General features: G+C 55.8%; 24 protein-coding genes and 1 other RNA gene. 17 read left to right on the plus strand and 8 right to left on the minus strand.

Going from position 1 to position 25,614, the window contains the following annotated elements; genetic code table 11:
* Positions 1-16 precede the first annotated feature (16 nt).
* A complete protein-coding gene (locus FH061_RS16840; protein ID WP_151636997.1) occupies positions 17-712 on the plus strand; it encodes a fumarylacetoacetate hydrolase family protein in 696 nt (231 codons plus the stop codon).
* Positions 713-1,794: 1,082 nt separating this feature from the next.
* The gene (locus tag FH061_RS16845; protein WP_192805108.1) at positions 1,795-2,112 is read left to right on the plus strand and encodes a DUF3135 domain-containing protein; all 318 of its coding nucleotides are present in this window, start codon (positions 1,795-1,797) and stop codon (positions 2,110-2,112) included.
* An 835-nt stretch (positions 2,113-2,947) separates the two neighbouring features.
* Here FH061_RS16845 and ssrA read toward each other — a convergent pair.
* From ssrA to FH061_RS16870, 5 genes are all read right to left on the minus strand, one after another.
* Positions 2,948-3,324, minus strand: a transfer-messenger RNA (tmRNA) gene (gene ssrA, locus FH061_RS16850).
* Positions 3,325-3,374: 50 nt separating this feature from the next.
* Positions 3,375-4,040, minus strand: coding sequence for an HAD family hydrolase (locus FH061_RS16855; protein ID WP_151636999.1), 666 nt, complete (start codon positions 4,038-4,040; stop codon positions 3,375-3,377).
* Between the two features lie 228 nt (positions 4,041-4,268).
* Positions 4,269-4,964 (minus strand): bifunctional 2-polyprenyl-6-hydroxyphenol methylase/3-demethylubiquinol 3-O-methyltransferase UbiG, encoded by a 696-nt coding sequence (gene ubiG / locus FH061_RS16860; protein WP_151637000.1) that lies wholly within the window; start codon positions 4,962-4,964, stop codon positions 4,269-4,271.
* A 134-nt stretch (positions 4,965-5,098) separates the two neighbouring features.
* Positions 5,099-5,737 carry an outer membrane protein OmpA gene (ompA, locus tag FH061_RS16865; RefSeq protein WP_151637001.1) on the minus strand — a complete coding sequence of 213 codons (639 nt, stop codon included), beginning with the start codon at positions 5,735-5,737 and terminating at the stop codon, positions 5,099-5,101.
* Between the two features lie 285 nt (positions 5,738-6,022).
* Positions 6,023-6,721 (minus strand): OmpA family protein, encoded by a 699-nt coding sequence (locus FH061_RS16870; protein ID WP_151637002.1) that lies wholly within the window; start codon positions 6,719-6,721, stop codon positions 6,023-6,025.
* Between the two features lie 242 nt (positions 6,722-6,963).
* On the opposite strand from FH061_RS16870, the gene gyrA reads away from it, so the two are divergent.
* The 14 genes from gyrA (at position 6,964) to FH061_RS16940 (ending at position 22,735) form a co-directional block, all read left to right on the plus strand.
* Complete coding sequence (gyrA, locus tag FH061_RS16875; RefSeq protein ID WP_151637003.1) at positions 6,964-9,582, plus strand: DNA gyrase subunit A; 2,619 nt, start codon at positions 6,964-6,966, stop codon at positions 9,580-9,582.
* Positions 9,579-10,682: a 3-phosphoserine/phosphohydroxythreonine transaminase gene (gene serC, locus FH061_RS16880; protein WP_151637004.1), complete on the plus strand. Its 1,104-nt coding sequence runs from the start codon at positions 9,579-9,581 to the stop codon at positions 10,680-10,682. The genes gyrA and serC overlap by 4 nt, the downstream gene beginning before the upstream one ends.
* Positions 10,683-10,769: 87 nt before the next feature.
* Complete coding sequence (pheA, locus tag FH061_RS16885) at positions 10,770-11,846, plus strand: prephenate dehydratase (RefSeq protein ID WP_151637079.1); 1,077 nt, start codon at positions 10,770-10,772, stop codon at positions 11,844-11,846.
* 113 nt (positions 11,847-11,959) lie between these two features.
* The gene (gene hisC / locus FH061_RS16890; protein WP_151637005.1) at positions 11,960-13,066 is read left to right on the plus strand and encodes a histidinol-phosphate transaminase; all 1,107 of its coding nucleotides are present in this window, start codon (positions 11,960-11,962) and stop codon (positions 13,064-13,066) included.
* A 21-nt stretch (positions 13,067-13,087) separates the two neighbouring features.
* Entirely contained in the window at positions 13,088-13,987 is a 900-nt protein-coding gene (locus FH061_RS16895; protein ID WP_151637006.1) for a prephenate dehydrogenase, read from the plus strand.
* Entirely contained in the window at positions 13,987-15,312 is a 1,326-nt protein-coding gene (gene aroA / locus FH061_RS16900) for a 3-phosphoshikimate 1-carboxyvinyltransferase (protein WP_151637007.1), read from the plus strand. Before FH061_RS16895 ends, aroA begins: the two co-directional genes overlap by 1 nt.
* A 13-nt stretch (positions 15,313-15,325) precedes the next feature.
* A complete protein-coding gene (cmk, locus tag FH061_RS16905) occupies positions 15,326-16,003 on the plus strand; it encodes a (d)CMP kinase (protein ID WP_151637008.1) in 678 nt (225 codons plus the stop codon).
* A gap of 132 nt (positions 16,004-16,135) precedes the next feature.
* Complete coding sequence (rpsA, locus tag FH061_RS16910) at positions 16,136-17,842, plus strand: 30S ribosomal protein S1 (RefSeq protein WP_151637009.1); 1,707 nt, start codon at positions 16,136-16,138, stop codon at positions 17,840-17,842.
* Positions 17,843-17,858: 16 nt separating this feature from the next.
* Positions 17,859-18,164 carry an integration host factor subunit beta gene (locus FH061_RS16915; protein WP_057289648.1) on the plus strand — a complete coding sequence of 102 codons (306 nt, stop codon included), beginning with the start codon at positions 17,859-17,861 and terminating at the stop codon, positions 18,162-18,164.
* Positions 18,165-18,396: 232 nt separating this feature from the next.
* A complete protein-coding gene (locus FH061_RS16920) occupies positions 18,397-18,711 on the plus strand; it encodes a LapA family protein (RefSeq protein WP_151637010.1) in 315 nt (104 codons plus the stop codon).
* Between the two features lie 21 nt (positions 18,712-18,732).
* On the plus strand, positions 18,733-19,908 hold the full coding sequence (lapB, locus tag FH061_RS16925) for a lipopolysaccharide assembly protein LapB (protein WP_151637011.1): 1,176 nt from the start codon (positions 18,733-18,735) through the stop codon (positions 19,906-19,908).
* Positions 19,909-19,937: 29 nt separating this feature from the next.
* Positions 19,938-21,311: a UDP-glucose dehydrogenase family protein gene (locus tag FH061_RS16930; RefSeq protein WP_151637012.1), complete on the plus strand. Its 1,374-nt coding sequence runs from the start codon at positions 19,938-19,940 to the stop codon at positions 21,309-21,311.
* Positions 21,308-22,240, plus strand: coding sequence for a D-glycero-beta-D-manno-heptose-7-phosphate kinase (gene rfaE1 / locus FH061_RS16935; RefSeq protein WP_151637013.1), 933 nt, complete (start codon positions 21,308-21,310; stop codon positions 22,238-22,240). Before FH061_RS16930 ends, rfaE1 begins: the two co-directional genes overlap by 4 nt.
* 15 nt (positions 22,241-22,255) lie before the next feature.
* Positions 22,256-22,735, plus strand: a complete 480-nt coding sequence (locus FH061_RS16940) for a ComEA family DNA-binding protein (protein WP_225984708.1) — start codon at positions 22,256-22,258, stop codon at positions 22,733-22,735.
* A gap of 172 nt (positions 22,736-22,907) precedes the next feature.
* Here the strand turns inward: FH061_RS16940 and FH061_RS31025 are convergent, their stop codons facing one another.
* A complete protein-coding gene (locus tag FH061_RS31025) occupies positions 22,908-23,246 on the minus strand; it encodes a hypothetical protein (RefSeq protein ID WP_225984712.1) in 339 nt (112 codons plus the stop codon).
* Here FH061_RS31025 and cysM point away from each other — a divergent pair.
* Positions 23,136-23,978, plus strand: a complete 843-nt coding sequence (gene cysM / locus FH061_RS16945) for a cysteine synthase CysM (RefSeq protein ID WP_225984711.1) — start codon at positions 23,136-23,138, stop codon at positions 23,976-23,978. The genes FH061_RS31025 and cysM overlap by 111 nt on opposite strands.
* A gap of 48 nt (positions 23,979-24,026) precedes the next feature.
* Here cysM and FH061_RS16950 read toward each other — a convergent pair whose 3' ends face one another.
* Both FH061_RS16950 and FH061_RS16955 read right to left on the minus strand, forming a co-directional pair.
* Positions 24,027-24,359, minus strand: a complete 333-nt coding sequence (locus FH061_RS16950; RefSeq protein ID WP_151637015.1) for a hypothetical protein — start codon at positions 24,357-24,359, stop codon at positions 24,027-24,029.
* 610 nt (positions 24,360-24,969) lie between these two features.
* A complete protein-coding gene (locus FH061_RS16955) occupies positions 24,970-25,572 on the minus strand; it encodes a DUF1415 domain-containing protein (RefSeq protein ID WP_151637016.1) in 603 nt (200 codons plus the stop codon).
* Positions 25,573-25,614: the final 42 nt, after the last annotated feature.

Below are 25,614 nucleotides of genomic sequence, written 5' to 3' on the forward strand. Positions count from 1 at the left end.
CCCTTAGGAGACTGACATGCAGTTCGTGATTCCTCAACCCGCCGTTGCCGCCGTTCCCGTGGCAGGCAGCGATGCCGCTTTCCCGATACACCGCATCTATTGCGTAGGCCGCAATTACGTTGAGCATGCGAAGGAGATGGGCGGCACGGGCAGGGAAGCGCCATTTTTCTTCATGAAGCCCGCCGATGCGGTATTGCCCGTGACGCCGGGCACGACAGGGGAAATGCCTTACCCAAGCATGACCAGTGATCTGCACCACGAGATTGAACTAGTTGTTGCGATCGGCAAGGGGGGCAAGAATATTCCCGCTGCCGACGCGCTGCAGCACATCTGGGGCTATGCCGTTGGTCTGGACATGACCCGTCGCGATCTGCAAGGGGAAGCCAAGAAGACCGGCCGCCCATGGTCGACCGGCAAGGGCTTCGATCATTCGGCGCCGATTGGCTCCATCGTTCCCGTTGCACAGGCCGGGAATGTCGAAAACGCGCAAATCAGCCTCCAAGTCAATGGCGCCAAGCGTCAGCAGAGCAGTATTGAAAAGCTCATCTGGAACATCGGTGAAACGATCGAGCATCTGTCCCAGTATTTTGAATTGCAGCCCGGTGACCTTATCTTTACCGGCACGCCGGAAGGGGTCGCTGCCGTGAAGCAGGGAGATCTTCTCGAAGGTGCAATCGATGGCATCGGGGAGTTGAAGGTCAGGATCGTTTAACTACACGTCTGGTTAACGCACGCATTGCTTGCAACATTGTGTGCGCATCAATGGCCCAGCGCGATGGGCAAATGTTCCGGCATCGTCAGTACACTGCCCGAGCGCTCTACGGACTGTATGCGCTCTATATCTGCGCCCATTGCGGTGAGTGCATCTTGTCTTCCTGGCGTCACCCTCGAGCATGCTAAATATTGTTAGTCGAATCTGCTACGCCATCCATTCATGAAATTTGAATGGATGGCGTAGTGCATTGCACGAGTGAGTGGCTCAGGGTACGCCACGCCGCGAAAGTTTTTCGGGTGAGCATGCCGTAACTGCACGAAATTTAATCACAAGAAAAAATGACTTGCAGATCATGGACATAGCTCACGCATTCCATGGTTATCCACAGAATTGGCCACAAGGAATGTGGGTAAGCACACGGGCTGAGGAGCTTCTTTCCCTATGAAGCCGCGAAACCAGTCGCAGCAGCGGCTGGGCAAAGCCAGCCTTAAGGCAAGGACCGCGGAATAATCAATTTCCCAAGCAGACTTCTGCGTATCGCCATTTCCGACATTGCCTGTACCGATTCATCGCTGCTGTCCGAATCGCCAAGCGGATCCTGGCCGGGCATCTTATCTTCATCGCCGTTGGTAGGCAATACATCGTTATTGAGACTAGACATGGGCATCTCTGGTGGGTAGGTGTAATGGAACCATCGTAGCGCTGTACTCACTCATTAATATTGAGATTGCTCATTCGCGTCCGGCTCCGTAACGAAGCTGAGCAGTGGCATGTGAAAGCGCAATGACACCAGGCATCCTTAGTGCTTGAATGATTCAAACAACAAGATCACAGGAGGAAGCATGCTTACAGCACTGGTCTCCCTGATAGCGATGCTGGGTGCCGCTATCGTCGTCACCGCTTGTCTTAATGCACTGTTGCAACTTGAAGACTGCCAAGCCGAAGAATGATTCGACTTTATAGATACATTTGAGCCGCCACAGCAGCATCGGTTTTGTTGGTTGATTGCCCACAAGGGGTGATGGTGATAGAGCGTTATACATGTCATATAGACAATGTTTGACCATACAGGAGCCGAAATGAACGTCGCCATGCCCAACTTTGATACCTTGGTTGCCCTTCATCAGCAAGATCCCGAGGCACTTGAGGCATTCCGCCGCCATCTGCTCAGGGAAGCAGTTGATTCGGCACCGGCGGCCCAGCGTCCGGCGCTCGAAAAGCTGTTGGATCGCATTGAAGTGGCGCGCAATTCGGCAGCTAACCCTATTGATGCGGCGAGCATCGCCTTCCACATGATGCGCGACTCGGTCAACGAACTTCATGCCAGCTGGGAGCATGCCATGCAGGAACTGGCGCAGCTGCAAACCTCCTTGCTCATTGAGCGGCTGCGTCGGTAACTTCCGCAGCCGATAGGACAATTATGGATAGGGCGCATGCCCAGACCCACGTTGAATTTGCACCGCCTTATCCGTTGTTATTCCTTGAAAAGGCGGTTTTGGAAACGGCAGACCTTGTCCCGATCCCAAGCCACTTCGTTACATGAGACTACCTCTTTTCCGGCTGGCCGGTTTGCACTCGCCACCCATTGCACATAGTCTCGGTTATGGATTCCTCCGTGATTTGCGGACGGAAAAATCCATGGAGCTAACTTGTTAGTTCATGACTTGGGAATGATATCTGCCGTCCATTGAGAAGCTTTATTTAAAGTATCAGTCTTCTCGAGACCAGCGCATCTCTTAACTTCTGCACGAGTTGCAGACGCGCGATTTGAGGATAGTAGTGCCTGCCCAATTGACCAGCCACGCAGGATAAACGCCAGAAACCAGTGATTATCCACCTTGAAGACTAGAGCGGATTGCAGATGAATGGTCGGTCGGTCGCCTCGGCTTGCTCTGGGCCCATGGCCGCGTTGTGCGTCGCTGGTATGGCCCGCCACACGGTGCTCCGCCCGCCTTGCCCTGCATCCCAGGGCAAACCGATTCTTCCATACACCCACCTATAATCCGCTCTAGGACAGGCTGCTTGCAATGTAGGGGTAAAGTGGAGCTTGCGGGTCCAGTTCAGATGAGCAGAATGCGACAAGAGCCAACAGATGACGCAATATGCTCTCCAAAGATTGGCGAGGCAAGGAATGGAGCACTAACCATTAAGTAAGCAATGGTTGTGAAGTAAGCAATGGTTGTGACCGATTGTTTACGACTGATCTGAAAAAGTTCAGGCCATCTTGAATATTGGTGGAGACGGCGGGAATCGAACCCGCGTCCAGAAGCACTCTACAGACAGTTCTACATACTTAGTGCAGCCTATTGGTTCTGACCCTGCCGACGCGGACGCACGCGCTTCAACAAGGCGAGTCACCTATTTTTAACGTTACGCCAAGTGACCCGACGCAACGCGATTCCTTGTAAATGACTCTACTGCTGTTGCCAGCCCGCCCCAAGGACAAGACGGTGTAGAGCTAGAAAGTTATTAAGTTTCTAGGGGATTACGCTGCGAGAGCGTAAGTTTCATCGTTTGCATTTAAGCATTTCCGGTTGGATTTACGAGGTGACCAGCCCTCGGTATGCCCTGCGCTGCTTTGCAACCCCTGTCGAAACCAGGTCGTCCCCAAAACAGAACTGCTATTGTACTCCACAAGATGGGGTATGCATGGACGAATTCAAGGGTTCGTCTGAAGCAGCGCAAGCAGTTCCAGCGGGGAGGCTGCAATTGCGTCCGCCAGCCATTCGACCGGTTCCTGGTGGCCGCAATAGCCCCACGCCGCCGCAATGGTCGTCATGCCTGCAGCGCGTCCGGCTTGTATGTCGCGAAGGTCGTCGCCGACATACCAGCATTGCTCGGGTGGAAGACCCAGGCGACGGGCTGCTTCCAGCAATGGTTCGGGATGCGGCTTGGAATAAGGTGTCGTATCGCCAGCAATCACACAGCCGGCATGCTGCAGATTGAGTTCAGGAACAAGCAGGTGGGTAAACCTGCCAGCCTTGTTGGTGACGATTCCCCAGGCGATGCTTTTCTCGGACAACGAGGCAAGGAGGACGTCCATGCCGTCGAATAAGCGCGACTCCACCGCGATCGATGCCGCATAGGCATCGAGGAAGGCTGTGCGAAGCTCGTCAAAACCCTCGTCTTCCGGCTTGAGTCCGAATGATGCGCCGATCAATCCGCGTGCTCCGGCAGAAGCGACTGGGCGCAGGATTTCATAAGGAGTAGGGGACAGGCCTCGTGCCGTTCTTACGCGATTCATCGATCCAGCAAGATCCGGCGCGGTGTCGGCAAGAGTGCCGTCAAGGTCAAAAAGAACTGCACGGGGAAAAGGTAATGACATTATCTTGGATTCTTCCATTCGATCGACAGCTTCCGTAACGGGCTTGGTTACACACGGGAGAAGTGGACGATGTCTTGCACGGCATTACACTATCTGCCGCGGACAGCCTTCTGACTCGGAGTCTGTTGTCCCGGAGGCAAAGCGTTTCAGGTTCGCATGCGCACCTGAATTGGAATCTGGACTCTTACAACAGTTTTCAACCTGGTTTCCTCGTGCTTATGCTCGCGGCTATTCAGGTCGAGTGCAGGCGACCAGGTAATTCACATCAGTATCCTGGTTCAGTGAGTAGATCTTGGTCAGGGGATTGTAGCCCATGCCTTTGAGTCTCCCGACGGTCAATCCTGCATTGCGCGCAAACTGAGCAAGTTCGGCAGGCGTGATGAACTTGGCATAGTCATGCGTTCCCTTGGGGAGCAAGCGCAGTATGTATTCGGCCCCTATCACGGCAAAGAGATAGCTTTTCGGATTGCGATTGATGGTCGAGAAGAATACATGGCCACCTGGCTTTACCAATGTCGCACAGGCTTTCACCACGGCTGCGGGGTCCGGAACATGCTCCAGCATTTCCATGCAGGTGACGATGTCATATCGTCCCGCTTCACGTGCAGCAAGATCTTCGGCCGAAATCATTTCGTAGCGCACCTGAACGCCGGATTCGAGGCTATGAAGATCCGCAACCTTGAGTGCCTTTTCCGACAAATCAATGCCAGTTACGATGGCCCCCTTGCGGGCCATCGATTCAGCCAGAATGCCACCGCCACAGCCAATATCGACTACCGCCTTTCCAGCAAGCGGGGCGCGAGCGTTGATCCATTCAAGACGTAGCGGATTGATTTCATGCAACGGACGGAATTCAGATGTGGGGTCCCACCAGCGATGAGCAAGATCGCTGAATTTCTGCAGTTCAAAAGGGTCGGCGTTCATGGCTAGATGATAGCGGGAATAGTGCTATCGCGCTGCCGCCAAAAGCAGTTGTTGTGCGGAGCGTGATACCAATAGAGTCATGCAAAAACAAAAAAACCCCGCCGAATGGCGGGGTTGCGCAGCAAATGAATCGATTAGCGGTTGCGTGTACCGACAACTTCGATTTCTACGCGGCGGTTCTTGGCACGGCCAGCGGCGGTCTTGTTGTCAGCAACAGGCTGCTTCTCGCCTTTGCCTTCAGTGTAGACACGGTTGGCTTCAACGCCCTTGGAGACCAGATATGCCTTCACAGCTTCGGCACGGCGGACCGACAGTTTCTGGTTGTAGCTGTCGCTGCCGACGGAGTCGGTGTGGCCAACGGCGATCACGACTTCGAGGTTCATGCCCTGGAGCTTGGATGCGAGGTCGTCCAGTTTGGCTTTGCCGTCCGGCTTCAGAACAGCCTTGTCAAAGTCGAAGAAGGTGTCAGCAGCAAATGTGACTTTTTCGGAAGTGGGAGCCGGAGCCGGTGCGGGTGCGGGTGCAGGTGCCGGAGCGGGGGCCGGAGCCGGAGCAGCAGCAGGTTTTGCAATTTCGCCATCGCAACCCGGAACGGCGTCAGCCGGTGTCCAGGTGCCAGTACGCCAGCACAGACCAAACGGGTCACGAGCGATGACGCCGCGGCTGTCCTGCAGGTAGGCGCTGTTCGGTGTGCGGGCCTGAATATCTTGCTGGGCCGATGCAGAGAACGAAACAACTGCGGACGCAGCAAAGACGAGTGCTAATTTATTCATATTTTTCCTCTTGGTTGAGATATCCGCAGATTAACTGCGCAACAAGTACCACTTTTTAAACAAAACTTCCGGTCGCTATTAGATCATCTTTTTTATAAGGTTGTTCAACTGCAATGATCTTTAGTTAACTACATTTTGCCATAGGCGCGCTAAACATCGATTGTTGCCAAATCAATGCCTTCGCGATTTTAACGGCTCGTTGGGTTTTTGCAACGGACTATTAAAATTTGGTGGTGTATTCTCATTGATTCACCGAAAAATTCACGTTTTTTTGCCAATTGGGCCTTATTTTGCGATGCCTTGAATTTCGACTACCACACGGCGGTCGGGTGTTAGACAATGAATCAGGGCACGACGCGACAGCTGGTTTCCGCAGGAGGTTGTCGGTTGAGTCTCGCCAAGCCCGGAAATTTCAATTTTTTCAAACTTCGCCCGGTCTCTCAAATAACCGGCAACTGCGTCTGCTCGTCGTTCGGAAAGCCTCTGGTTATATTGTTCCGCTCCCAAGCGGTCGGCGTAGCCCCGGACGATCAGCCGCGCAATCGTCGCGCACGTCGAAAGCCGGCTGACGATCTGTTCATCAATGCTTTTCCGAGCGGATTTTCCAAGCGCCGCCTTGTTGAATTCAAAGGTGTCATCATTGGCCAGCGTTACTGTGAAATCACAGCGGGCAGGGACAGGGGCAGCCTGCGCTAGTGGTGGCGCCACGGGCATGGCAGGTTCTGGGGCGGTCGGATTGGCTACCGGCGGCGCCAGTTGTCCGTCACAACCAATCACTGCATCTGCTGGACTCCATGTGCCGCTTCGCCAGCAAAGCCCGAAAGGACTACGCACCACAACGCCGCGTTCATCTTGCAGATAGGTGCCGCTGCCGCGCCGAGCCTGCACTTCAGCCATCGACTGCGCGGATACGGACGGCGCGGCGATGCTGAGGGCGGCAATAAAAGCGAGATGCTTGACCATAGACGGAATGAGTGCGGGCAAATTTGTTTGCAGACAATAAATTAACTAGCTGCAACATTCAATTTAAACACATTTCCTGTATTGCGTCCTGCCCTGAATCAAATGGCAATAGAAAAGTCACTCCCGAAAAACGGGCGGCAAACCGTGGGCTTCGGGAATAGAGCTGTCAGCATGGTAAAATTCGGGGTTTGGCATCGTGTTTGATACGTGGGTGCCAAGATACGATAAACAGCTCAATACAGCATAGACAGGCTTGCCCGCCAATGGATCAATTCGCCAAAGAGACTATCCCGATTTCCCTCGAAGAAGAGATGCGCAAGAGCTATCTCGATTACGCCATGAGCGTTATCGTAGGTCGTGCGCTTCCCGACGTGCGTGATGGCCTGAAGCCCGTACACCGGCGCGTGCTATTTGCCATGCACGAAACGAACAATGTCTGGAATCGGCCCTACGTTAAGTGCGCCCGCGTCGTGGGCGAGGTGATGGGTAAATACCATCCCCACGGCGACCAGGCGATCTATGACACGCTGGTGCGCATGGCGCAGGATTTTTCCCTGCGCTACACGCTGGTCGACGGGCAGGGCAATTTCGGCTCGGTGGACGGTGACAATGCCGCGGCGATGCGATATACCGAGTGCCGTCTCGACAAGATTTCGAGCGAGCTGCTGGCAGACATCGAAAAGGAAACGGTTGATTTCGTTCCCAACTATGATGGCAAGGAGAAGGAGCCCTCCGTCCTTCCAACCCGCATCCCCAATCTGCTGATCAACGGCTCGTCCGGTATCGCGGTGGGCATGGCAACAAATATTCCACCGCATAACATTACCGAAGTCATCGACGGCGCGTTGCATGTGCTGCGCAATCCGGAGTGCAGCGTCGACGAACTGATCGAAGTCATTCCCGCGCCTGACTTCCCGACCGCCGGCATCATCTATGGCGTCTCTGGAGTGCGGGATGGCTATCGTACCGGCCGCGGCCGCGTGGTCATGCGGGCGAAAACCCATTTCGAGGAATTCGGCAAAGATAGCCGCACTGCCATCATCGTTGATGAGCTGCCGTATCAGGTCAACAAGAAATCATTGCTGGAGCGCATCGCCGAGCTGGTTCGTGACAAGAAGCTGGAAGGCATTTCCGACATCCGTGACGAGTCGGACAAATCCGGCATGCGCGTGGTCATTGAACTGAAGCGGGGCGAAGTGCCGGAGGTGGTGCTGAACAACCTCTACAAGCAGACGCAGTTGCAGGATACTTTCGGCATGAACATGGTCGCGCTTGTCGACGGCCAGCCCAAGCTGCTGAACCTCAAGCAGATGCTGGAATGCTTCCTTTCGCACCGGCGTGAAGTGGTGACGCGCCGCACCGTGTACGAACTGCGCAAGGCGCGCGAACGCGGACACGTGCTGGAAGGTCTCGCGGTCGCCCTGGCGAATATCGATGATTTCATCGCCATCATCAAGGCTGCGCCGACGCCTCCGATCGCAAAATCGGAATTGATGGCGCGCGCGTGGGATTCGTCGCTGGTGCGCGAAATGCTCGCTCGCGCAGGCGGTGAAAATGCAGGCGGCATCGAGGCATTCCGCCCCGAGAATCTGCCCAAGCATTACGGTATCCAGTCTGACGGCCTGTACAAGCTGTCCGATGATCAGGCCCAGGAAATCCTGCAGATGCGCTTGCAGCGCCTCACCGGCCTGGAGCAGGACAAGATCGTCAATGAATACAAGGAAGTGATGGCGCAGATCGCCGATCTGCTCGATATTCTCGCCAAGCCGGAACGGGTAACTGCGATCATCGTCGATGAACTCGCCTCTGCCCGCAACGAGTACGGTGAAGGAAACAAGGATGTGCGCCGCTCGCAGATCGAGCTGAATGCCACCGATCTCGGCACGGAAGACTTGATCACGCCGCAGGACATGGTGGTGACCCTGTCCCATTCCGGCTACATGAAATCCCAGCCGGTGTCCGAATACCGTGCCCAGAAACGCGGCGGGCGCGGCAAGCAGGCAATGGCGACCAAGGAAGACGACTGGATCGACCAGCTCTTCATCGCCAATACGCATGACTACATTCTTTGCTTCTCCAACCGCGGACGCCTGTACTGGCTGAAGGTATGGGAAGTGCCGCAGGGCTCCCGCAATTCGCGCGGCAAGCCGATCGTGAACATGTTCCCGCTGCAGGATGGCGAGAAGATCACCGTAGTGCTGCCGCTGTCGGGCGACAACAGGAGCTTCCCGGAGGATCGCTACGTATTCATGTCCACCAGCCTCGGCACCGTGAAGAAGACGCCTCTCACCGAATTCAGCAATCCTCGCAAGGCAGGCATTATCGCGGTCGACCTGGACGAGGGCGATTTCCTGATCGGCGCGGCGCTGACCGACGGCAAGCACGACGTGATGCTGTTTTCCGATTCCGGCAAGGCGGTGCGTTTCGATGAGAACGATGTTCGCCCGATGGGTCGCAATGCGCGCGGTGTGCGCGGCATGAGCCTGGAAGAGGGGCAGCAGGTGATTGCCTTGCTGGTGGCTGAAAACGAGCAGCAATCGGTGTTGACCGCCACCGAGAATGGTTTTGGCAAGCGGACGCCAATCACCGAATACACCCGGCATGGACGGGGTACCAAGGGCATGATCGCCATCCAGACCAGCGAGCGCAACGGCAAGGTCGTGGCCGCCACCCTGGTCGAGCCGAATGATGAAATCATGCTGATCACCACGGGCGGCGTGCTGATTCGCACCCGTGTGGCCGAAATCCGGGAAATGGGACGGGCGACGCAAGGCGTCACGCTGATCGCCGTGGAAGACGGCACCAAGCTGTCCGGCCTGCAGCGCATCCTGGAATCGGATGTCGAAGATGACAACGGTAGCGGCGAGACGGAGGAAGCATGACGCGCGTCTTCAATTTCTCCGCCGGTCCTGCGGTGCTGCCGCAGGAAGTGCTGCAGCTGGCTGCCGAGGAAATGCTCGACTGGCATGGCAGCGGCATGTCGGTGATGGAAATGAGCCATCGCGGCAAGGAATTCATTTCAATTTATGAAGCCGCCGAGCGTGATCTTCGTGAACTTCTCGGCGTTCCCGATAATTACAAGATTCTCTTTCTGCAAGGCGGAGGCATCGGCGAGAACGCCATCGTGCCGCTGAATCTGGTGGGCAGGAAGGCCCAGCCCGCCGTGGTGGATTTCGTCAATACCGGTTCCTGGTCGAGCAAGTCGATCAAGGAAGCGAAAAAATATTGCCAGGTGAATGTGGCCGCATCGTCGGAAGCACAAAAATTCACCGCCATCCCGCCGCGGGAGACCTGGAAGCTATCCAGAAACGCCGCCTATGTCCATATCTGCACCAACGAAACCATCGACGGTGTCGAATTCCAGTACACACCCGATGTCGCCGCGGATACCGGCGGCGCGCCTCTGGTGGCTGACATGTCGTCGCATATCCTGTCGCGTGAAATCGATGTGTCCGGATATGGCGTGATTTTCGGTGGCGCGCAGAAAAACATCGGGCCCGCAGGCCTGACTCTGGTCATCGTGCGCGACGACCTGATCGGCAATGCCTTGCCGATCTGTCCTTCCGCCTTCGACTGGAAACTCGTCGCGGACAACAATTCCATGTACAACACGCCGCCGACCTATGCCATTTATATTGCCGGCCTGGTGTTTCAATGGTTGAAACGGCAGGGCGGCGTCAAGGCGATGGAGCAGCGCAACATTGCCAAAGCGGCGCTGTTGTACGACTATCTTGATTCGACCGGCTTCTACAGCAACAACATTGCAAAAGACTGCCGGTCACGCATGAACGTACCGTTTTTCCTGAAAGACGAGTCGTTGAATGAAGCGTTCCTTGCTGGTGCAAAGGAACGCAACCTGCTGCAGCTGAAGGGCCACAAGTCGGTCGGCGGCATGCGGGCATCGATCTACAATGCGATGCCCGTCGAGGGAGTGCAGGCGCTTGTCGATTACTTGAAAGAATTCGAAAAGAAGCACGGCTAACCCCGTCCCGGCGAAACCGATCTTCCGGAGTGCCTGCCTGTGGCAGCCTTGCCGGATCCGGTCGTCGCCGGCATGACCTCATTGACTATGTCGGACGATAAACTCAAACCTCTTCGCGAGCAAATCGATGCGATCGATGCGCAATTGCTCGACCTCTTGAATCGCCGCGCACGCGTCGCGCAGGAAGTCGGCCATGTCAAGGCCGAGACCAATGCACCGGTATTTCGCCCGGAAAGGGAAGCCCAGGTGCTGCGCAAGGCGGCCGATAACAATCCAGGGCCGCTCGACAGCCAGGATGTGCAGACCATCTTTCGCGAAATCATGTCGTCCTGCCGCGCGCTGGAAAGGCGTGTGACGGTCGCTTATCTCGGTCCGGCAGGCACCTTCAGCGAACAGGCGGTTTACCGGCAGTTCGGCCGCGCGGTCGAAGGCTTGCCCTGCGCGACGATCGATGAAGTCTTTCGCGCCGCGGAAGCAGGCACGGCGGATTTCGGCGTGGTTCCGGTCGAAAATTCGTCGGAAGGCGCCATCAACCGCACCCTCGACTTGCTGCTGCAAACCACCTTGAGCATCAGTGGCGAGCTGTCCATTCCGATCCATCACAGCCTGATGACCAAAACCGGGTCCATGGACGGCGTGACCCGCATTTGCGCGCATTCGCAGGCGCTTGCGCAGTGCCAGGCATGGCTGAACCAGCATTATCCGGGCATTGAGCGACAGGCAGTCGCATCCAATGGCGAGGCCGCGAGGCTGGCCAGCGAGGATCCGACAATGGCGGCCATCGCGGGCGAGATTGCCGGACAGCGCTACAACCTCGGTATCGTCAAGGCGCACGTACAAGACGATCCACACAACCGCACACGTTTTGCAGTGGTCGGCAGGCTGCAGCCCGCGCCGAGCGGGAAGGACCAGACTTCACTGGTGCTTGCCGTTCCCAACAAGGCCGGCGCTGTTTATAACCTGCTTGCGCCGCTGGCAAAGCATGGCGTATCGATGACTCGATTCGAGTCCCGGCCGGCACGCATCGGCACGTGGGAGTACTACTTCTATGTCGATGTGGAAGGGCATGTCGAGGATTCGAAGGTATCCGCCGCGATGGCGGAGCTTCGTCAGAATGCCGCCTTTTTCAAGGTTCTTGGATCCTATCCTTTTACTCTCGCCTGATTTTTCCGCCGGCAGGTCCGGCGGTTCAGCGGCCTGATGGTGCAGCAAGTTGGCGGTTGGTCCTCGATTGCCGTCCTAGCCATAGCATTCCTGCAAATTTTTGGAAATCGTTCATGTCCATTCAATTCGGTCCCGATTATGTCCGTGCCATCGCTCCTTACCAAGGAGGCAAGCCCATTGCGGAGGTGGCAAGGGAGTTCGGCCTCGACGAAGCGAAGATCGTCAAGCTTGCTTCCAATGAGAATCCGCTCGGCATGCCCGAATCGGCGAAGCAGGCCATGCTCGCCGCCATGGCGGATCTCGGACGATACCCGGATTCGAACGGCTTCGAATTGAAGCAGACCATCACCACGAAGTATGGCGTGCCGGCCGAATGGATCACTCTCGGCAATGGCAGCAATGACATCCTCGAACTCGCGGCCCATGCTTGTGTTCAGCCCGGCGAGTCGGTCATCTATGCTCAGTATTCATTCGCTGTTTATGCGCTTGCCACCCAGGCGGTCGGCGGCCGTGCGGTCGTGGTGCCCGCAGCAAGCTACGGGCATGACTTGTCTGCGATGCTGCAGGCAATCACCGCGGACACCCGCCTCGTTTTCATTGCCAATCCCAACAACCCCACCGGCACATTCATTGCCGCCGGTGAGATCGAAGCCTTTCTGGCCAAGGTTCCGACGAATGTGGTGGTGGTGCTCGACGAAGCGTACAACGAGTACCTTGCGCCGGAGCTTCAATACGATTCGATTGCCTGGGTCCGTCAATATCCGAACCTGCTGGTGTCGCGCACCTTGTCCAAGGCATATGGCCTGGCCGGGCTGCGCATCGGCTTCGGCATAGCGCAGCCCGGCATCACCGATCTGCTCAACCGCATCCGGCAGCCGTTCAATGTGAATTCCATGGCGCAGGCAGCGGCTGTTGCCGCGCTCAATGACACTGCCTTCCTCCGGAAAAGCGCACTGCTCAATGCGGATGGCTACAAGCAGCTGACGCAAGCGTTCGCGGAGATGGATATCGAGTATGTGCCATCATACGGAAACTTCGTTCTTTTCCGCGCCGGCAGCGATGATGGAGCCGGCGCCAGAGTCAATCTCGCGCTCCTCAAGCGAGGCATCATCGTTCGTCCGGTTGGCAACTATGGCATGCCGCAATGGCTGCGCGTGTCAATCGGGCTTCCGGAAGAGAATGCCGCATTCATCGCGGCGCTCAAAGAAATCCTGTCCTGATCCAATCTTCGAGCGACTTTCGTGTTCAAGAAAATTTCTATTTTTGGTGTTGGCCTGATCGGCGGTTCGTTTGCGCTGGCGCTCAAACGTGCCGGCGCCGTCGGCGAAGTGCTGGGTGTAGGGCGGCGGATGGAAACCCTGGAGCGCGCGAAACAGCTCGGCATCATCGACAAGGCCTGTGTTTCCGTCGGCGATGCCGTCAGCGGAGCCGATCTGATTCTGATTGCCGCGCCGGTGGCCCAGACGGAAGCCATTCTTGCTTCCATCGCGCCGCATCTGCAGCCCGGAACGGTGGTCACCGATGCCGGCAGCACCAAGAGCGACGTGGTGGAGGCCGCACGCAAGGCGCTTGGCGCGAAGGTCTCGCAGTTCGTGCCCGGACATCCGATTGCCGGCCGCGAGCAGAACGGGCCGGAGGCGGCGATCGTCGACCTGTATGTGGGCAAGAAAGCGGTTCTGGCGCCGCTGCCAGAAAACAGTGCCGAGGATATCGAGCGTGTCGCCAGCGCCTGGAAACATTGCGGCGCGATCATTCACCGGCTGACCGCCGAAGAACACGATAAGGTGTTCGCAGCAGTCAGTCACCTGCCGCATCTGCTGGCTTATGCGCTGGTCGATGACATCGCGCGCAAGCCGCATGCCGACCTGCTGTTCCAGTATGCCGCCAGCGGATTCCGCGATTTCACCCGCATCGCCGGTTCATCTCCGGAGATGTGGCGGGACATTACGCTGGCCAACCAGCCGGCGCTGCTTTCCGAGCTGGACTCTTACCTGGAACAACTGACGGCACTGCGGGCTCTACTTGCCGAGCAAAACGGCAGCGCCATCGAGAGTGTGTATGCCAATGCGCAACGTGCCCGTCATAACTGGATCAGCACGATCGAGGCGGCTGAGAAGCAAGATAAACAAGGCGGCGACTAATGAAACACTATCCTCATCATCTCGACCTGAATCCCGCGCTGCGTGCACAGGGGACCGTCCGACTGCCGGGTTCCAAGAGCATATCCAACCGTACCTTGCTGCTGGCGGCGCTGGCCGGCGGCGTTACCCGCATTCATGATCTGCTGGCGTCCGATGATACGCATGTCATGCTGATGGCACTGCAAAAGTTGGGCGTGCGCTGGGAGCAGATTGGGGAATCACAGGAATATGTCGTGCACGGCGTGGATGGCGTACTTCCGGTACATCAGGCCGACTTGTTCATGGGTAATGCAGGCACCGCGATTCGTCCACTGACTGCGGCACTCGCGGCAATCGGCGGCGACTATACCCTGCACGGGGTGTCGCGCATGCATGAAAGACCGATCGGTGATCTGGTCGATGCGCTGAACGCCTCCGGCATGCGCATCGAATACACCGGTCAGCCCGGTTATCCGCCGCTGCATATCCGGCGAGGCCAGATTCACACGCGTCGCATGTCGGTCAAAGGCAACGTATCAAGCCAGTTTCTGACCGCGCTATTGATGGCGGCACCGCTCATGGCACACGAGGAAGCGGTCGTCATTGAAGTTGTCGGCGAACTGATTTCAAAGCCTTACATCGAAATCACCTTGAACCTGATGAAGCGCTTTGGCGTTATCGTCGAGCGTAACGGCTGGCAGTCTTTCACCATTGCCTCCGGGCAGCGCTACACCAGCCCGGGCAGCATTCACGTGGAAGGCGATGCCTCATCTGCTTCCTATTTCCTCGCTGCCGGAGCAATTGCAGGCGGGCCGGTTCGGGTGGAGGGGGTTGGCCGCGACAGCATTCAGGGCGACGTGCGTTTCGTCCAGGCCCTGGAGCAGATGGGCGCGGCGGTCACGATGGGCGATAACTGGATCGAAGCCCGCTCGACCGGGGTACTCAAGGCGATCGATGCCGACTTCAATCATATTCCGGATGCCGCGATGACGATTGCCGTCGCCGCCTTGTATGCGGACGGCATCAGCACGCTGCGCAATATCGGTAGCTGGCGCGTCAAGGAGACCGACCGCCTGAGTGCCATGGCGACCGAGTTGCGAAAGCTCGGCGCGGCGGTCGAGGAAGGAAGCGACTATTTGCGCATCACGCCACCTGGACAGATCACTCCTGCTGCTATCGACACCTACGATGACCACAGGATGGCGATGTGCTTTTCCCTGGCATCCCTGGACGGGGCGGCGCGGCGCGGCACCCGGATCCGGATCATGGATCCGAAATGCGTCGCCAAGACTTTCCCCGATTATTTTGAAGCCTTTGCCACGGTGACGCGTGGCGACCTGATCTGAGCGATACCCTACGATGCAGCATTCTCAAACGATCCCAGTCATTACCATCGACGGTCCGACCGCCTCCGGCAAAGGTACCGTCGCCCATCGTGTGGCGCTGCAATTGCGGTTTCATTACCTCGACTCCGGCGCATTGTATCGACTGACTGCACTGTCTGCGCTGCGTCACAAGCTTCCCCTGACCGATGAGCATGCTCTGGCCAAGGTGGCGGAAAGGCTGCAATGCCGTTTCGAGGGTGACCAGATCTGGCTCTCCCAGGAAAACGTCACTGCCGCAATCCGGGCCGAAGAAGTCGGCAATGCCGCCTCCCGAATTGCAGTATTGCCAATGCTGCGCCGCGCGCTCGTCGGCTTGCAGCATGGTTTCCGTACCGCGCCTGGACTAGTGGCGGACGGCCGGGACATGGGCACCGTTATTTTCCCGAATGCAAACCTCAAGGTTTTCCTCACTGCAAGCGTTGAGGCGCGTGCCGGGAGGCGATATAAGCAATTGATTGACAAAGGATTTCCTGCTAATATGGACGACCTTCTGAAAGATTTGAGGGAGCGGGATGCGCGTGATTCAAGCCGCGCAGTCGCGCCATTGAAACCGGCGGAAGGGGCGCATATATTGGACACTTCGGACATGACAGCCGACCAGGCGGTCGATCAGGTGCTCCAGTGGTACGCAGCTGTAAGGAAACACGCGTAGAAGTCATACGCTTGTATCGTAGTTGTCGTTGTCCGATTGGTGCCCGGCTTGGCGCAAGGCCTTGGCGGGTGTTGATTAACTTAACCCAGATGATCGTCATGTCGGCGATTGCTGGCTAACCCATTTCTATTTATGTCTACTGCGCAACAAGAATCAACCGGTATGGAAAGCTTTGCAGCCCTGTTCGAGGAATCCCTTTCCCGTCAGGACATGCGTTCCGGTGAAGTCATTTCGGCTGAAGTCGTTCGTCTCGATCATAACTTCGTGATCGTTAACGCCGGCCTGAAATCTGAAGCTTTCATTCCTATCGAAGAATTCAAGAACGACAACGGTGAGCTCGAAGTCCAGGTTGGCGACTTCATCACTGTTGCGATCGAATCGCTGGAAAACGGTTTTGGCGACACCATTCTGTCGCGCGACAAGGCCAAGCGTCTGGCATCGTGGCTCTCGCTGGAAAAGGCGATGGAGTCTGGCGAGATCGTTACAGGCACTGTCAACGGCAAGGTCAAGGGCGGTCTGACAGTCCTGACCAACGGCATTCGTGCATTCCTCCCGGGTTCGCTGGTTGATACCCGTCCGGTCAAGGACACCACGCCGTACGAAGGCAAGACCATGGAGTTCAAGGTCATCAAGCTGGATCGCAAGCGCAACAACGTCGTGCTGTCCCGCCGTGCCGTCATCGAGGCATCGATGGGCGAAGAGCGCGCGAAGCTGATGGAAACCCTGAAGGAAGGTACTGTCGTTACCGGTATCGTCAAGAACATCACCGACTACGGTGCGTTCGTTGACCTCGGCGGCATCGACGGCCTGCTGCACATCACCGACCTCGCATGGCGTCGTGTGCGTCATCCGTCCGAAGTGCTCTCCGTCGGCCAGGAAATCACTGCCAAGGTCCTCAAGTACGATCAGGAAAAGAACCGCGTTTCCCTAGGCGTCAAGCAGCTGGGCGACGATCCGTGGACTGGTCTGTCCCGTCGTTATCCGCAAGGCACACGCCTGTTCGGCAAGGTCACCAACCTGACCGACTACGGTGCGTTCGTTGAAGTCGAGCAGGGCATCGAAGGCTTGGTCCACGTCTCGGAAATGGACTGGACAAACAAGAACGTGGCTCCGAACAAGGTTGTCCAGCTGGGCGACGAAGTCGAAGTCATGGTTCTCGAGATCGACGAAGAGCGTCGCCGTATCTCCCTCGGCATGAAGCAGTGCAAGCCGAATCCTTGGGATGACTTCGCGATGTCGCACAAGAAGGGCGACAAGGTCCGGGGCGCAATCAAGTCGATCACCGACTTTGGCGTGTTCATCGGCCTGCCGGGCAACATCGACGGCCTCGTCCATCTGTCCGACCTGTCCTGGACCGAAGCTGGCGAAGAAGCCGTTCGCAAGTTCAAGAAGGGCGATGAGCTGGAAGCAGTCGTGCTGGCGATCGACGTCGAGCGCGAGCGCGTTTCCTTGGGTGTCAAGCAGCTCGAAGGTGATCCGTTCAACAACTTTGCCGCTCTGAACGATAAAGGTGCAGTTGTGACCGGTACCGTCAAGTCCGTTGAGCCGAAGGGCGCCGTGATTCAGCTGTCCGAAGAAGTTGAAGGCTATCTGCGCGCTTCCGAAATCTCCCGCGATCGTGTGGAAGATGCCGGTACGCACCTGAAAGTCGGCGACAAGGTCGAAGCTCTGGTGATCAACATCGATCGCAAGGCGCGCAGCATTCAGCTGTCGATCAAGGCAAAAGACAATGCCGAGACACAGGAAGCCATGCAGAAGATGTCTGCTGACTCCAATGCTGCTTCGGGCACCACCAGCCTGGGCGCGCTGCTGAAGGCAAAACTCGACAACAAGCAGTAAGCATCGAGAACATTAGATGACTAAGTCGGAGCTGATTGCCCGTCTCGCCGAGCGTTATCCGCAGCTGGTTGCAAAAGATGCGGATTACGCGGTGAAGACCATCCTCGATGCGATGGCCGATGCATTGTCAAATGGTCAGCGCATCGAGATTCGTGGCTTCGGCAGTTTTGCATTGAATAGCCGGCCGCCGCGCATCGGACGCAATCCCAAGTCGGGAGACAAAGTGATGGTCCCGGAAAAGCGGGTTCCCCACTTCAAGCCTGGCAAGGAGTTGCGCGAACGTGTCGATGCGATGGTTGGTCAGCCAATCAAGGAAGACTGAGTCCCTGGCTTATGCAAAAGAGGCAAGGGCTGAAGCGCAAGCTTGTTTCCCTTGCCTCGATGTTGTGATCGTGCGTGATTAGCGGTATGGAAATACTAGAAACGGCATCCTGGGATGCCGTTTTTTTTACCCTAATGTTTTCACGTACAATTTCACTTTCTTCCACACCATACCGCGACATTTTCCCTATGGTTAAACAACCAGATCACTTCGATGATGGAGTCGCCGCAGCATGAAAATTCTTTTTCGCATCCTTGCTGCCATCCTGTTCATTTTGTTCTTCGGCTTTGCATTGAAGAATACCCAAGAAGCCGCGTTGCGCTTCTTCTTCGATTATGAGATGCGGGGACCTCTCGTCATGTTGCTGCTGGCATTCTTTGTTGGCGGTGCGGTAATGGGAATTTTCGCAATGCTGCCCACACTATTTCGTTACCGGCGCGAACTTGGCCGTCACAAGAAAACTTTGGTGGGGATGGAGCAGGAAAGAGCCCAGCAACTCAAAGCGCGTACGCTTCCCCCTCAGCCGGACAGCGTCGTCAATCGATGATTACCCACAACAAGAAAAAGCATGGAATTTGAAACCTGGTGGCTACTGGCTATTCCCGTATTCTTCGGCTTGGGTTGGATCGCCGCACGCGTCGACATCAAGCATCTGGTCTCCGAGTCGCGCAGCTTGCCCAAGGGCTACTTCAAGGGGCTGAATTTTCTTCTTAACGAGCAACCGGACAAGGCTATCGATGCATTCATCGAGATCGTGAAACTTGACCCGGAAACGATAGAACTGCACTTTGCACTTGGTAACCTGTTTCGCCGTCGCGGTGAAATCGAACGCGCCATTCGGGTACATCAAAATCTGCTCGCGAGGCCGGACCTGCCACAGGAGTACCAGGTGCATTCCCAATACGAACTCGGCCAGGATTATCTGAAGGCCGGCTTGCTCGACCGCGCCGAAGAAACTTTCAACAGTCTTGTAGATACGCAGTACGGGGCACAGGCACGTCGCGCGCTGCTGGAAATTTACCAGCGTGAGAAAGAATGGACGCGAGCCATTGATGCAGCCAAGGCACTTCAGGATTCCGGCGCCGGTGCACGCCAAAAGGAAATTGCGCAGTTTTATTGCGAGCTGGCGCAAGATGAACTGGTGCATACCCATCCCGATGCCGCGCTCGCATTGCTTGAAAAGGCGCTTTCCACCGACCGCAGCAATGTGCGTGCCGCCATGCTGATCGGCGACGCTCACCTTGCCAAGGGCGATACGGAAGCCGCCTTGCTGGCGTGGCGCAAGGTCGAGCAGCAAAGCGTTCCCCATGTCGCCTTGGTGGCCCAAAGGCTGATGGATGGTTACAGGACAGTTGGTCGACCGCAAGAGGGGCTCAATTTATTGAAGAACTATCTTGCACAAGCACCATCCATTGATTTGCTTGAGGTTGTTTTTAAAGCAGTACTCGAGTTGGATGGGGTTGATGCGGCCAATCACATTGTCAGTGATGAATTGCGCCGTACGCCAACCTTGCTGGGGCTGGACAAATTCCTTGAGGCTCGCCTGATGGATGCGCCTCCGGAAGTGCGTCCTGAATTGTCGCTGGTAAAAAATCTTGTACATAGCTACACGCAGAAACTGGCACGCTACCAGTGCAGCCACTGCGGATTCAAGGCGCGCCAGTACTATTGGCAATGCCCCGGCTGCAGCCACTGGGAATCCTATCCACCTCGTCGTACGGAAGAGTTGAACGTCATGAATTGAGTCCAATAAACCCGCAATGATCGGACAATATGAAAGTTACCATCATCGGCACGGGTTACGTCGGTCTTGTTACCGGAGCGTGCCTTGCCGAGGTCGGCAATGAAGTATTCTGTCTCGACCTCGATCAAAAGAAAGTTGACCTACTTAACAATGGCGTCATCCCAATTCACGAGGTCGGGCTCGAAGAACTCGTAGTCCGCAACCGAGCATCCGGCCGCCTGATTTTCTCGTCCGACATTGCAGCCAGTGTTGAGCATGGCGACATCCAGTTCATTGCGGTCGGCACCCCGCCTGATGAAGATGGCTCGGCTGATTTGCGATATGTCTTTGCTGCCGCCCGCCACATTGGTCAGTACATGGATGGTTTCAAGGTGGTGGTCAACAAGTCGACCGTGCCGGTGGGCACCGCCAACCGCGTACGTGAAGTGATTCTGGAAGAACTTGCCGGGCGAGGCGGCGATACCGATTTCGCAGTGGTATCGAACCCTGAGTTCTTGAAGGAGGGGGCCGCCATCGAAGACTTCATGCGGCCCGACCGGATCGTCATCGGCTGCGACGAGACGCTTGAGGGGCAGCGAGCCAGGTCGATGATGAAGCAGCTGTATCTGCCATTCAACCGCAATCGTGAACGTACCTTCTGGATGGATGCCCGCTCTGCGGAATTCACCAAGTATGCTGCCAACGCCATGCTGGCGACCCGAATATCCTTCATGAATGAGCTTGCCAACCTGGCGGACAAAGTCGGGGTCGATATCGAATCCGTGCGCCATGGCATCGGTTCGGATCCTCGCATCGGATACAGCTTCCTGTATGCCGGCTGCGGATATGGCGGCTCCTGTTTTCCGAAGGATGTTCAAGCTTTGCGGCATACCGCCGCACAGTACGACCACAGGATGCAGATCCTGCAAGCGGTCGCAGAGGTCAACGAGCGGCAAAAGCATGTGCTCGGTCGCAAGATCATCCAGCGTTTTGGAGACGATCTCGGAAGACGTCATTTCGCCATCTGGGGATTGGCATTCAAACCGAATACGGATGACATGCGCCAGGCACCATCACGTGCGCTGCTCCGGCAGCTTCTCAAGCATGGCGCCAGCGTGGCGGTGTACGATCCGGTTGCAATGACGGAGGCGCGCCGGGTCTTTGAGGAAGATTTCGCCGGGATGCCCCGCCTGCTAGATCAAATCCGGTTTTGTGACAGTGCCGCACAGGCGCTGCAGGATGCAGATGCGCTGGCCATCCTTACGGAATGGAAGGCATTTCGCAGTCCCGATCTTAACCAGATCAAGAATTTACTGAAACAGCCTGTCATTTTCGACGGGCGCAATTTGTTTGAACCCTGGGCCATGGCGAATGCCGGTATCGAGTACCATGGCATCGGGAGAAGCGCACTCAACCACACATGAATGAAATAACAAATCCATCGAAAGCTCCAAAAATTCTAGTCGTCGGCGATGTGATGCTCGACCGCTACTGGTTTGGCGACGTCAGCCGTATTTCCCCCGAAGCGCCTGTGCCTGTCGTCCGCGTTGAGCGGCGAGATGAGCGATTGGGAGGCGCTGCCAATGTCGCCCGGAACGCCGTGGCACTGGGCGCGAAAGCAGGCTTGCTCGGCGTGGTGGGAAAGGATGAAGCCGGCGACGTGGTCGAGCAGCTTCTCCTGGATCTTAAGGTTAGCAGCTATCTGAACCGCGATCCGGCCATCTCCACCATCATCAAGCTTCGTGTGATCGGGCGTCAGCAGCAGTTGCTGCGGATAGACTTCGAGCACCCGCCCACCGATAGCGTATTGCGTGACAAGCTTACCCAATTCAATGCCTTGCTTCCCGAATACGACGTCATTGTGCTTTCCGATTATGCAAAGGGCAGTCTCGTCAATGTGCGGGAGATGATCGCGGCGGGACGGCGTTTGGGGAAACGCATATTGGTGGATCCCAAGGGTGATGATTTCAGCCGCTACAAGGGGGCCTCAATCCTTACGCCGAACAAATCGGAACTGCGCCAGATTGTGGGCTCGTGGAAAAGCGAGGAAGAATTGACGGCCAAGGCAAATCAGCTGCGGGCATCGCTCGAACTCGAAGCGCTGTTGGTCACGCGCTCGGAAGAGGGCATGTCCTTGTATACCGATGACACGGTCTTGCATATTCCCACCGTTGCACGGGAGGTGTACGACGTCTCGGGCGCGGGGGACACGGTGATTGCAACGCTCGCTACCATGCTGGGAGCGGGCAAGTCGATTTCGGACGCTGTTTCCATCGCCAACCGCGCAGGCGGCATTGTTGTGGGCAAGCTTGGCACTGCAACGGTAACCTCCGAAGAGCTATTCGGTAGCTAATTGACAACAGTATTCTTGAAAAAAGCATATTGTTTCTACGGCGCGTTAAATGTTGATATATCGTTAACTTTCTTGATTAATCAGGCCGTCGGCCTAAATTTAAGGGAGAACGATATGTTCAAAAAATTGGCGCTTGCCGCACTTCTGTTCACTCACTTCAGTCTGGCCTTCGCTCAGATTGACGTCAACAAGGCGGATCAGGCTGCACTCAACGGGGTGCGCGGCGTCGGGCCGAAACTTTCCGGCGCCATTCTCGAGGAGCGCAAGAAAGGCGGCGAATTCAAGGACTGGAATGATCTTGAACATCGTGTAAAAGGTGTCGGCGGCAAGAGCGCGATTCGCCTTTCCAACGCCGGTCTGACGGTAAATGGACAGGCACACGCGGCAAATCCTGGACAGGAAGGCAAAACCGGCGAAAAGAAAGCATCGGCAGACAAGGCTGTCGGTCAGGCGTCCAGCGCCAAGAACGAAGCGAAGAAGGAGCCGGCGCAATAAGACCTGGCGCCTAGTGGTGCGCGTTAAAAATCTGTTGATCAACTGGTGGACGAGAATCATGCCGATACGGCGTCAACAATGCGCGCAACGCATGACAAAGGCGCGGCCTTGCTGTGCTTTTTTCCTTGTCTCGACATGATTTCGCCACATTGGCTTTCAACAAATTGCAAACTCACACCACTAGTAAGTAGCAACCGTTTCCTGCTTTGCCTCGGCCCTGCAACTCTGTGCGGGCCGGCTTAATTTCATGCCGGATGAATTTGCTGGCTTCAAGACCTTCAATACGCGCCATGGCATCTACGATTAAAATGGCTCTTTTATCAAAGCATTCAAACTTGCCATGCCTTACCTGACTATTGAAGACACTATCGGCAACACGCCGCTGGTGAAGCTGCAGCGACTGCCTGGCGACGAAGCCGCCAGCCGCAATAACATCATCCTCGGCAAGTTGGAGGGAAACAATCCTGCAGGCTCCGTGAAGGACCGGCCGGCATTGTCCATGATCAAGCATGCAGAGGCGCGCGGTGAGATCAAGCCAGGCGATACCCTCATTGAGGCAACAAGCGGCAATACCGGCATTGCGCTTGCCATGGCCGCGGCAATGCGCGGATACAAGATGGTATTGCTGATGCCGGAAAATCTCAGTGAGGAAAGGCGCCAGAGCATGGCCGCCTATGGCGCAAAGATCGTACTCACTCCCAAGACTGGCGGAATGGAATACGCGCGTGATCTGGCAGAGCAAATGCAGAAAGAGGGCAAGGGCATCATCCTTGACCAGTTTGCCAACCCTGATAATCCGCTCTCCCACTATGAAACTACCGGACCGGAAATATGGCGGGATACGGAAGAACGGATCACCCACTTCGTGAGCGCCATGGGAACCACCGGAACCATCATGGGCGTTTCCCGATATCTGAAGGAGAAAAATCCCGCCATCAGGATCATCGGTGCTCAGCCGGAAGAAGGTTCCCAGATTCCTGGAATCCGCAAATGGCCGGAAGCGTATTTGCCCAAGATTTTTGACAAGTCCCTGGTTGACCAGGTGGAGAACGTGAGTCAGGCTGCAGCGGAGCAGATGGCTCGCCGCATGGCAGTCGAAGAGGGAATTTTCTGCGGGATTTCTGCCGCAGGTGCATGCGAAGTGGCGCTGCGTCTCTCAAGGACTGTAGAGAATGCGACGATTGTCTTCATCGTCTGCGATCGTGGAGACAGGTATCTTTCAACCGGAGTATTCCCCGCCTGAGCGGGGAATATTACACAGCTCGCAAAGCAGCGCGCAAAGGACGACGGCTTATTCAGCGTCGGCGGAAGACGGCGCGTCCTTGGGTTTGAACTGTTTGTCGCTGATACGGAATTTGTCGCGGCGATCACCCATCAGGATGCGCAGATCCTTGATGCTGAGGTCGCTGACTTCATGCATGCGAATGAGCAGGGAGGCACCAACCGGCAAGCGGCGATGGCGGATCTTGCTGATCACCGGCGGAGCCACTTCCAGAGCGCGGGACAACGCTGCATCATTTTTCAAATTCAGTTTTTCAATCAATGCATCCAGCAGATTGTTGGGATCATAAGCTACTTGATCGGCCAATCGGGTGCCTCGCTTACCGCTTTCATTGTTGTCCATAACAGTGCCTACCTAAATAGTCGTAATCTCAATAATTCCAAAATTGCAATTTTATTCTACACAATAACCATGATGTCGATCTGAAGTGTTTCAAGTTTGAAACACAACTGTATTTACCACGAAATCGTGTAGCTAAAGTTAATGTCCTAAAGACATCAATTCCATAACCGCAATATAGTAAGGATATTTCAAATTTGCAATATTTGATTGTACTTATTTAAATTTTTTGATGTATTAACAAATATTTGTGTTGTAACAACTGACTTGGCGCGTAACGATCCTTAATTTTATTGCAAAAAAGAAAATAAAGATTCAAGGAATCTATTCTTCTCCAATAAACGTTACTCAGAGTACATGGGCATGTTCTTGTTGCATACAAGAGATGGATTTGCAATTCCGCGAATTGTATTCAGCCATATATGCGCAAAAAGATGATCAAGGGAGCTTGGAGCGGTTCCGCCTTACCTGCCTGCCGGTCCCGGACAGATTGGTATTGGCATTGGCACTGCGTTGTGACTGCTTGCCATGGCTTGACCATGTCGCGTCGTCACGCCTTGTTCCAGCGGCAATCTGCCTCGGCCTCGACCAGACCGGTCAGGGCGAAACCGCTCTAGGTATTACTTTCAGAATGCTTATCAAACAACTTGCGCCACCCGTCCAGTCCCAGCTTTTGCATGGTTTCCATATTGCGTTCATAAATCTCACTCGCTTCAGGGACTGCTGCCACTGCACGTTCTATGCTGGTTTCCCGCAAGAGATGCAGGATTGGATAGGGCGAACGATTGGTGTAATTTTCGATCGCCGTGCTTTTCGCATCCGCGAACTGATAGTCCGGATGAAAACTGGCAATCTGTATTTCACCAGTGAGCCCGAGCTCTTCCAGTGCCGCATCTGCAACACCAAGGAAGTCGTTATAGTCCAGAAAATCCGACAAGATCCAGGGGTGGATAAGCAAGGTGGTATCCAATTCTTCCGGCGGGGAATGGTGAACATGAAGCAGTTCATCAACCAGGTCCTTGAGCAGGGTGTCGTGATCCATGGCATCGCTGACGGCGTAACGGATTTGTCCCTTGACATGGACTGCCTTGGCAAACGGGCATAGATTCAGGCCGATAACAGCGCGTACAAGCCATGATTGCGTTTCGTGGACAATCTGCGCCAATGGAGGGTGGGATGCCACCGAGCTGTGGGCGGCGGGGGACAGTATGGCCATGATGTAAGCCGATGTTGGTTTTTCAGGGCTCGATTATCGCGC

Origin of the sequence: Noviherbaspirillum aerium (genome assembly GCF_008929045.1) — a bacterium.
Lineage (GTDB): Bacteria > Pseudomonadota > Gammaproteobacteria > Burkholderiales > Burkholderiaceae_D > Noviherbaspirillum > Noviherbaspirillum aerium.

Excerpts from the sequence above, each read along its gene's own strand:
- FH061_RS16920 (WP_151637010.1), top strand. The coding sequence starts at position 18,397 with ATGAAAATTCTTTTTCGCATCCTTGCTGCCATCCTGTTCATTTTGTTC.
- rpsA (WP_151637009.1), top strand. The coding sequence starts at position 16,136 with ATGTCTACTGCGCAACAAGAATCAACCGGTATGGAAAGCTTTGCAGCC.
- FH061_RS16855 (WP_151636999.1), bottom strand. The coding sequence starts at position 4,040 with ATGTCATTACCTTTTCCCCGTGCAGTTCTTTTTGACCTTGACGGCACT.
- lapB (WP_151637011.1), top strand. The coding sequence starts at position 18,733 with ATGGAATTTGAAACCTGGTGGCTACTGGCTATTCCCGTATTCTTCGGC.
- serC (WP_151637004.1), top strand. The coding sequence starts at position 9,579 with ATGACGCGCGTCTTCAATTTCTCCGCCGGTCCTGCGGTGCTGCCGCAG.
- ompA (WP_151637001.1), bottom strand. The coding sequence starts at position 5,737 with ATGAATAAATTAGCACTCGTCTTTGCTGCGTCCGCAGTTGTTTCGTTC.
- FH061_RS16840 (WP_151636997.1), top strand. The coding sequence starts at position 17 with ATGCAGTTCGTGATTCCTCAACCCGCCGTTGCCGCCGTTCCCGTGGCA.
- FH061_RS16845 (WP_192805108.1), top strand. The coding sequence starts at position 1,795 with ATGAACGTCGCCATGCCCAACTTTGATACCTTGGTTGCCCTTCATCAG.
- ubiG (WP_151637000.1), bottom strand. The coding sequence starts at position 4,964 with ATGAACGCCGACCCTTTTGAACTGCAGAAATTCAGCGATCTTGCTCAT.
- FH061_RS31025 (WP_225984712.1), bottom strand. The coding sequence starts at position 23,246 with ATGCTTGATCATGGACAATGCCGGCCGGTCCTTCACGGAGCCTGCAGG.
- pheA (WP_151637079.1), top strand. The coding sequence starts at position 10,770 with ATGTCGGACGATAAACTCAAACCTCTTCGCGAGCAAATCGATGCGATC.
- hisC (WP_151637005.1), top strand. The coding sequence starts at position 11,960 with ATGTCCATTCAATTCGGTCCCGATTATGTCCGTGCCATCGCTCCTTAC.
- FH061_RS16915 (WP_057289648.1), top strand. The coding sequence starts at position 17,859 with ATGACTAAGTCGGAGCTGATTGCCCGTCTCGCCGAGCGTTATCCGCAG.
- FH061_RS16950 (WP_151637015.1), bottom strand. The coding sequence starts at position 24,359 with ATGGACAACAATGAAAGCGGTAAGCGAGGCACCCGATTGGCCGATCAA.
- cmk (WP_151637008.1), top strand. The coding sequence starts at position 15,326 with ATGCAGCATTCTCAAACGATCCCAGTCATTACCATCGACGGTCCGACC.
- gyrA (WP_151637003.1), top strand. The coding sequence starts at position 6,964 with ATGGATCAATTCGCCAAAGAGACTATCCCGATTTCCCTCGAAGAAGAG.
- rfaE1 (WP_151637013.1), top strand. The coding sequence starts at position 21,308 with ATGAATGAAATAACAAATCCATCGAAAGCTCCAAAAATTCTAGTCGTC.
- FH061_RS16930 (WP_151637012.1), top strand. The coding sequence starts at position 19,938 with ATGAAAGTTACCATCATCGGCACGGGTTACGTCGGTCTTGTTACCGGA.
- aroA (WP_151637007.1), top strand. The coding sequence starts at position 13,987 with ATGAAACACTATCCTCATCATCTCGACCTGAATCCCGCGCTGCGTGCA.
- FH061_RS16955 (WP_151637016.1), bottom strand. The coding sequence starts at position 25,572 with ATGGCCATACTGTCCCCCGCCGCCCACAGCTCGGTGGCATCCCACCCT.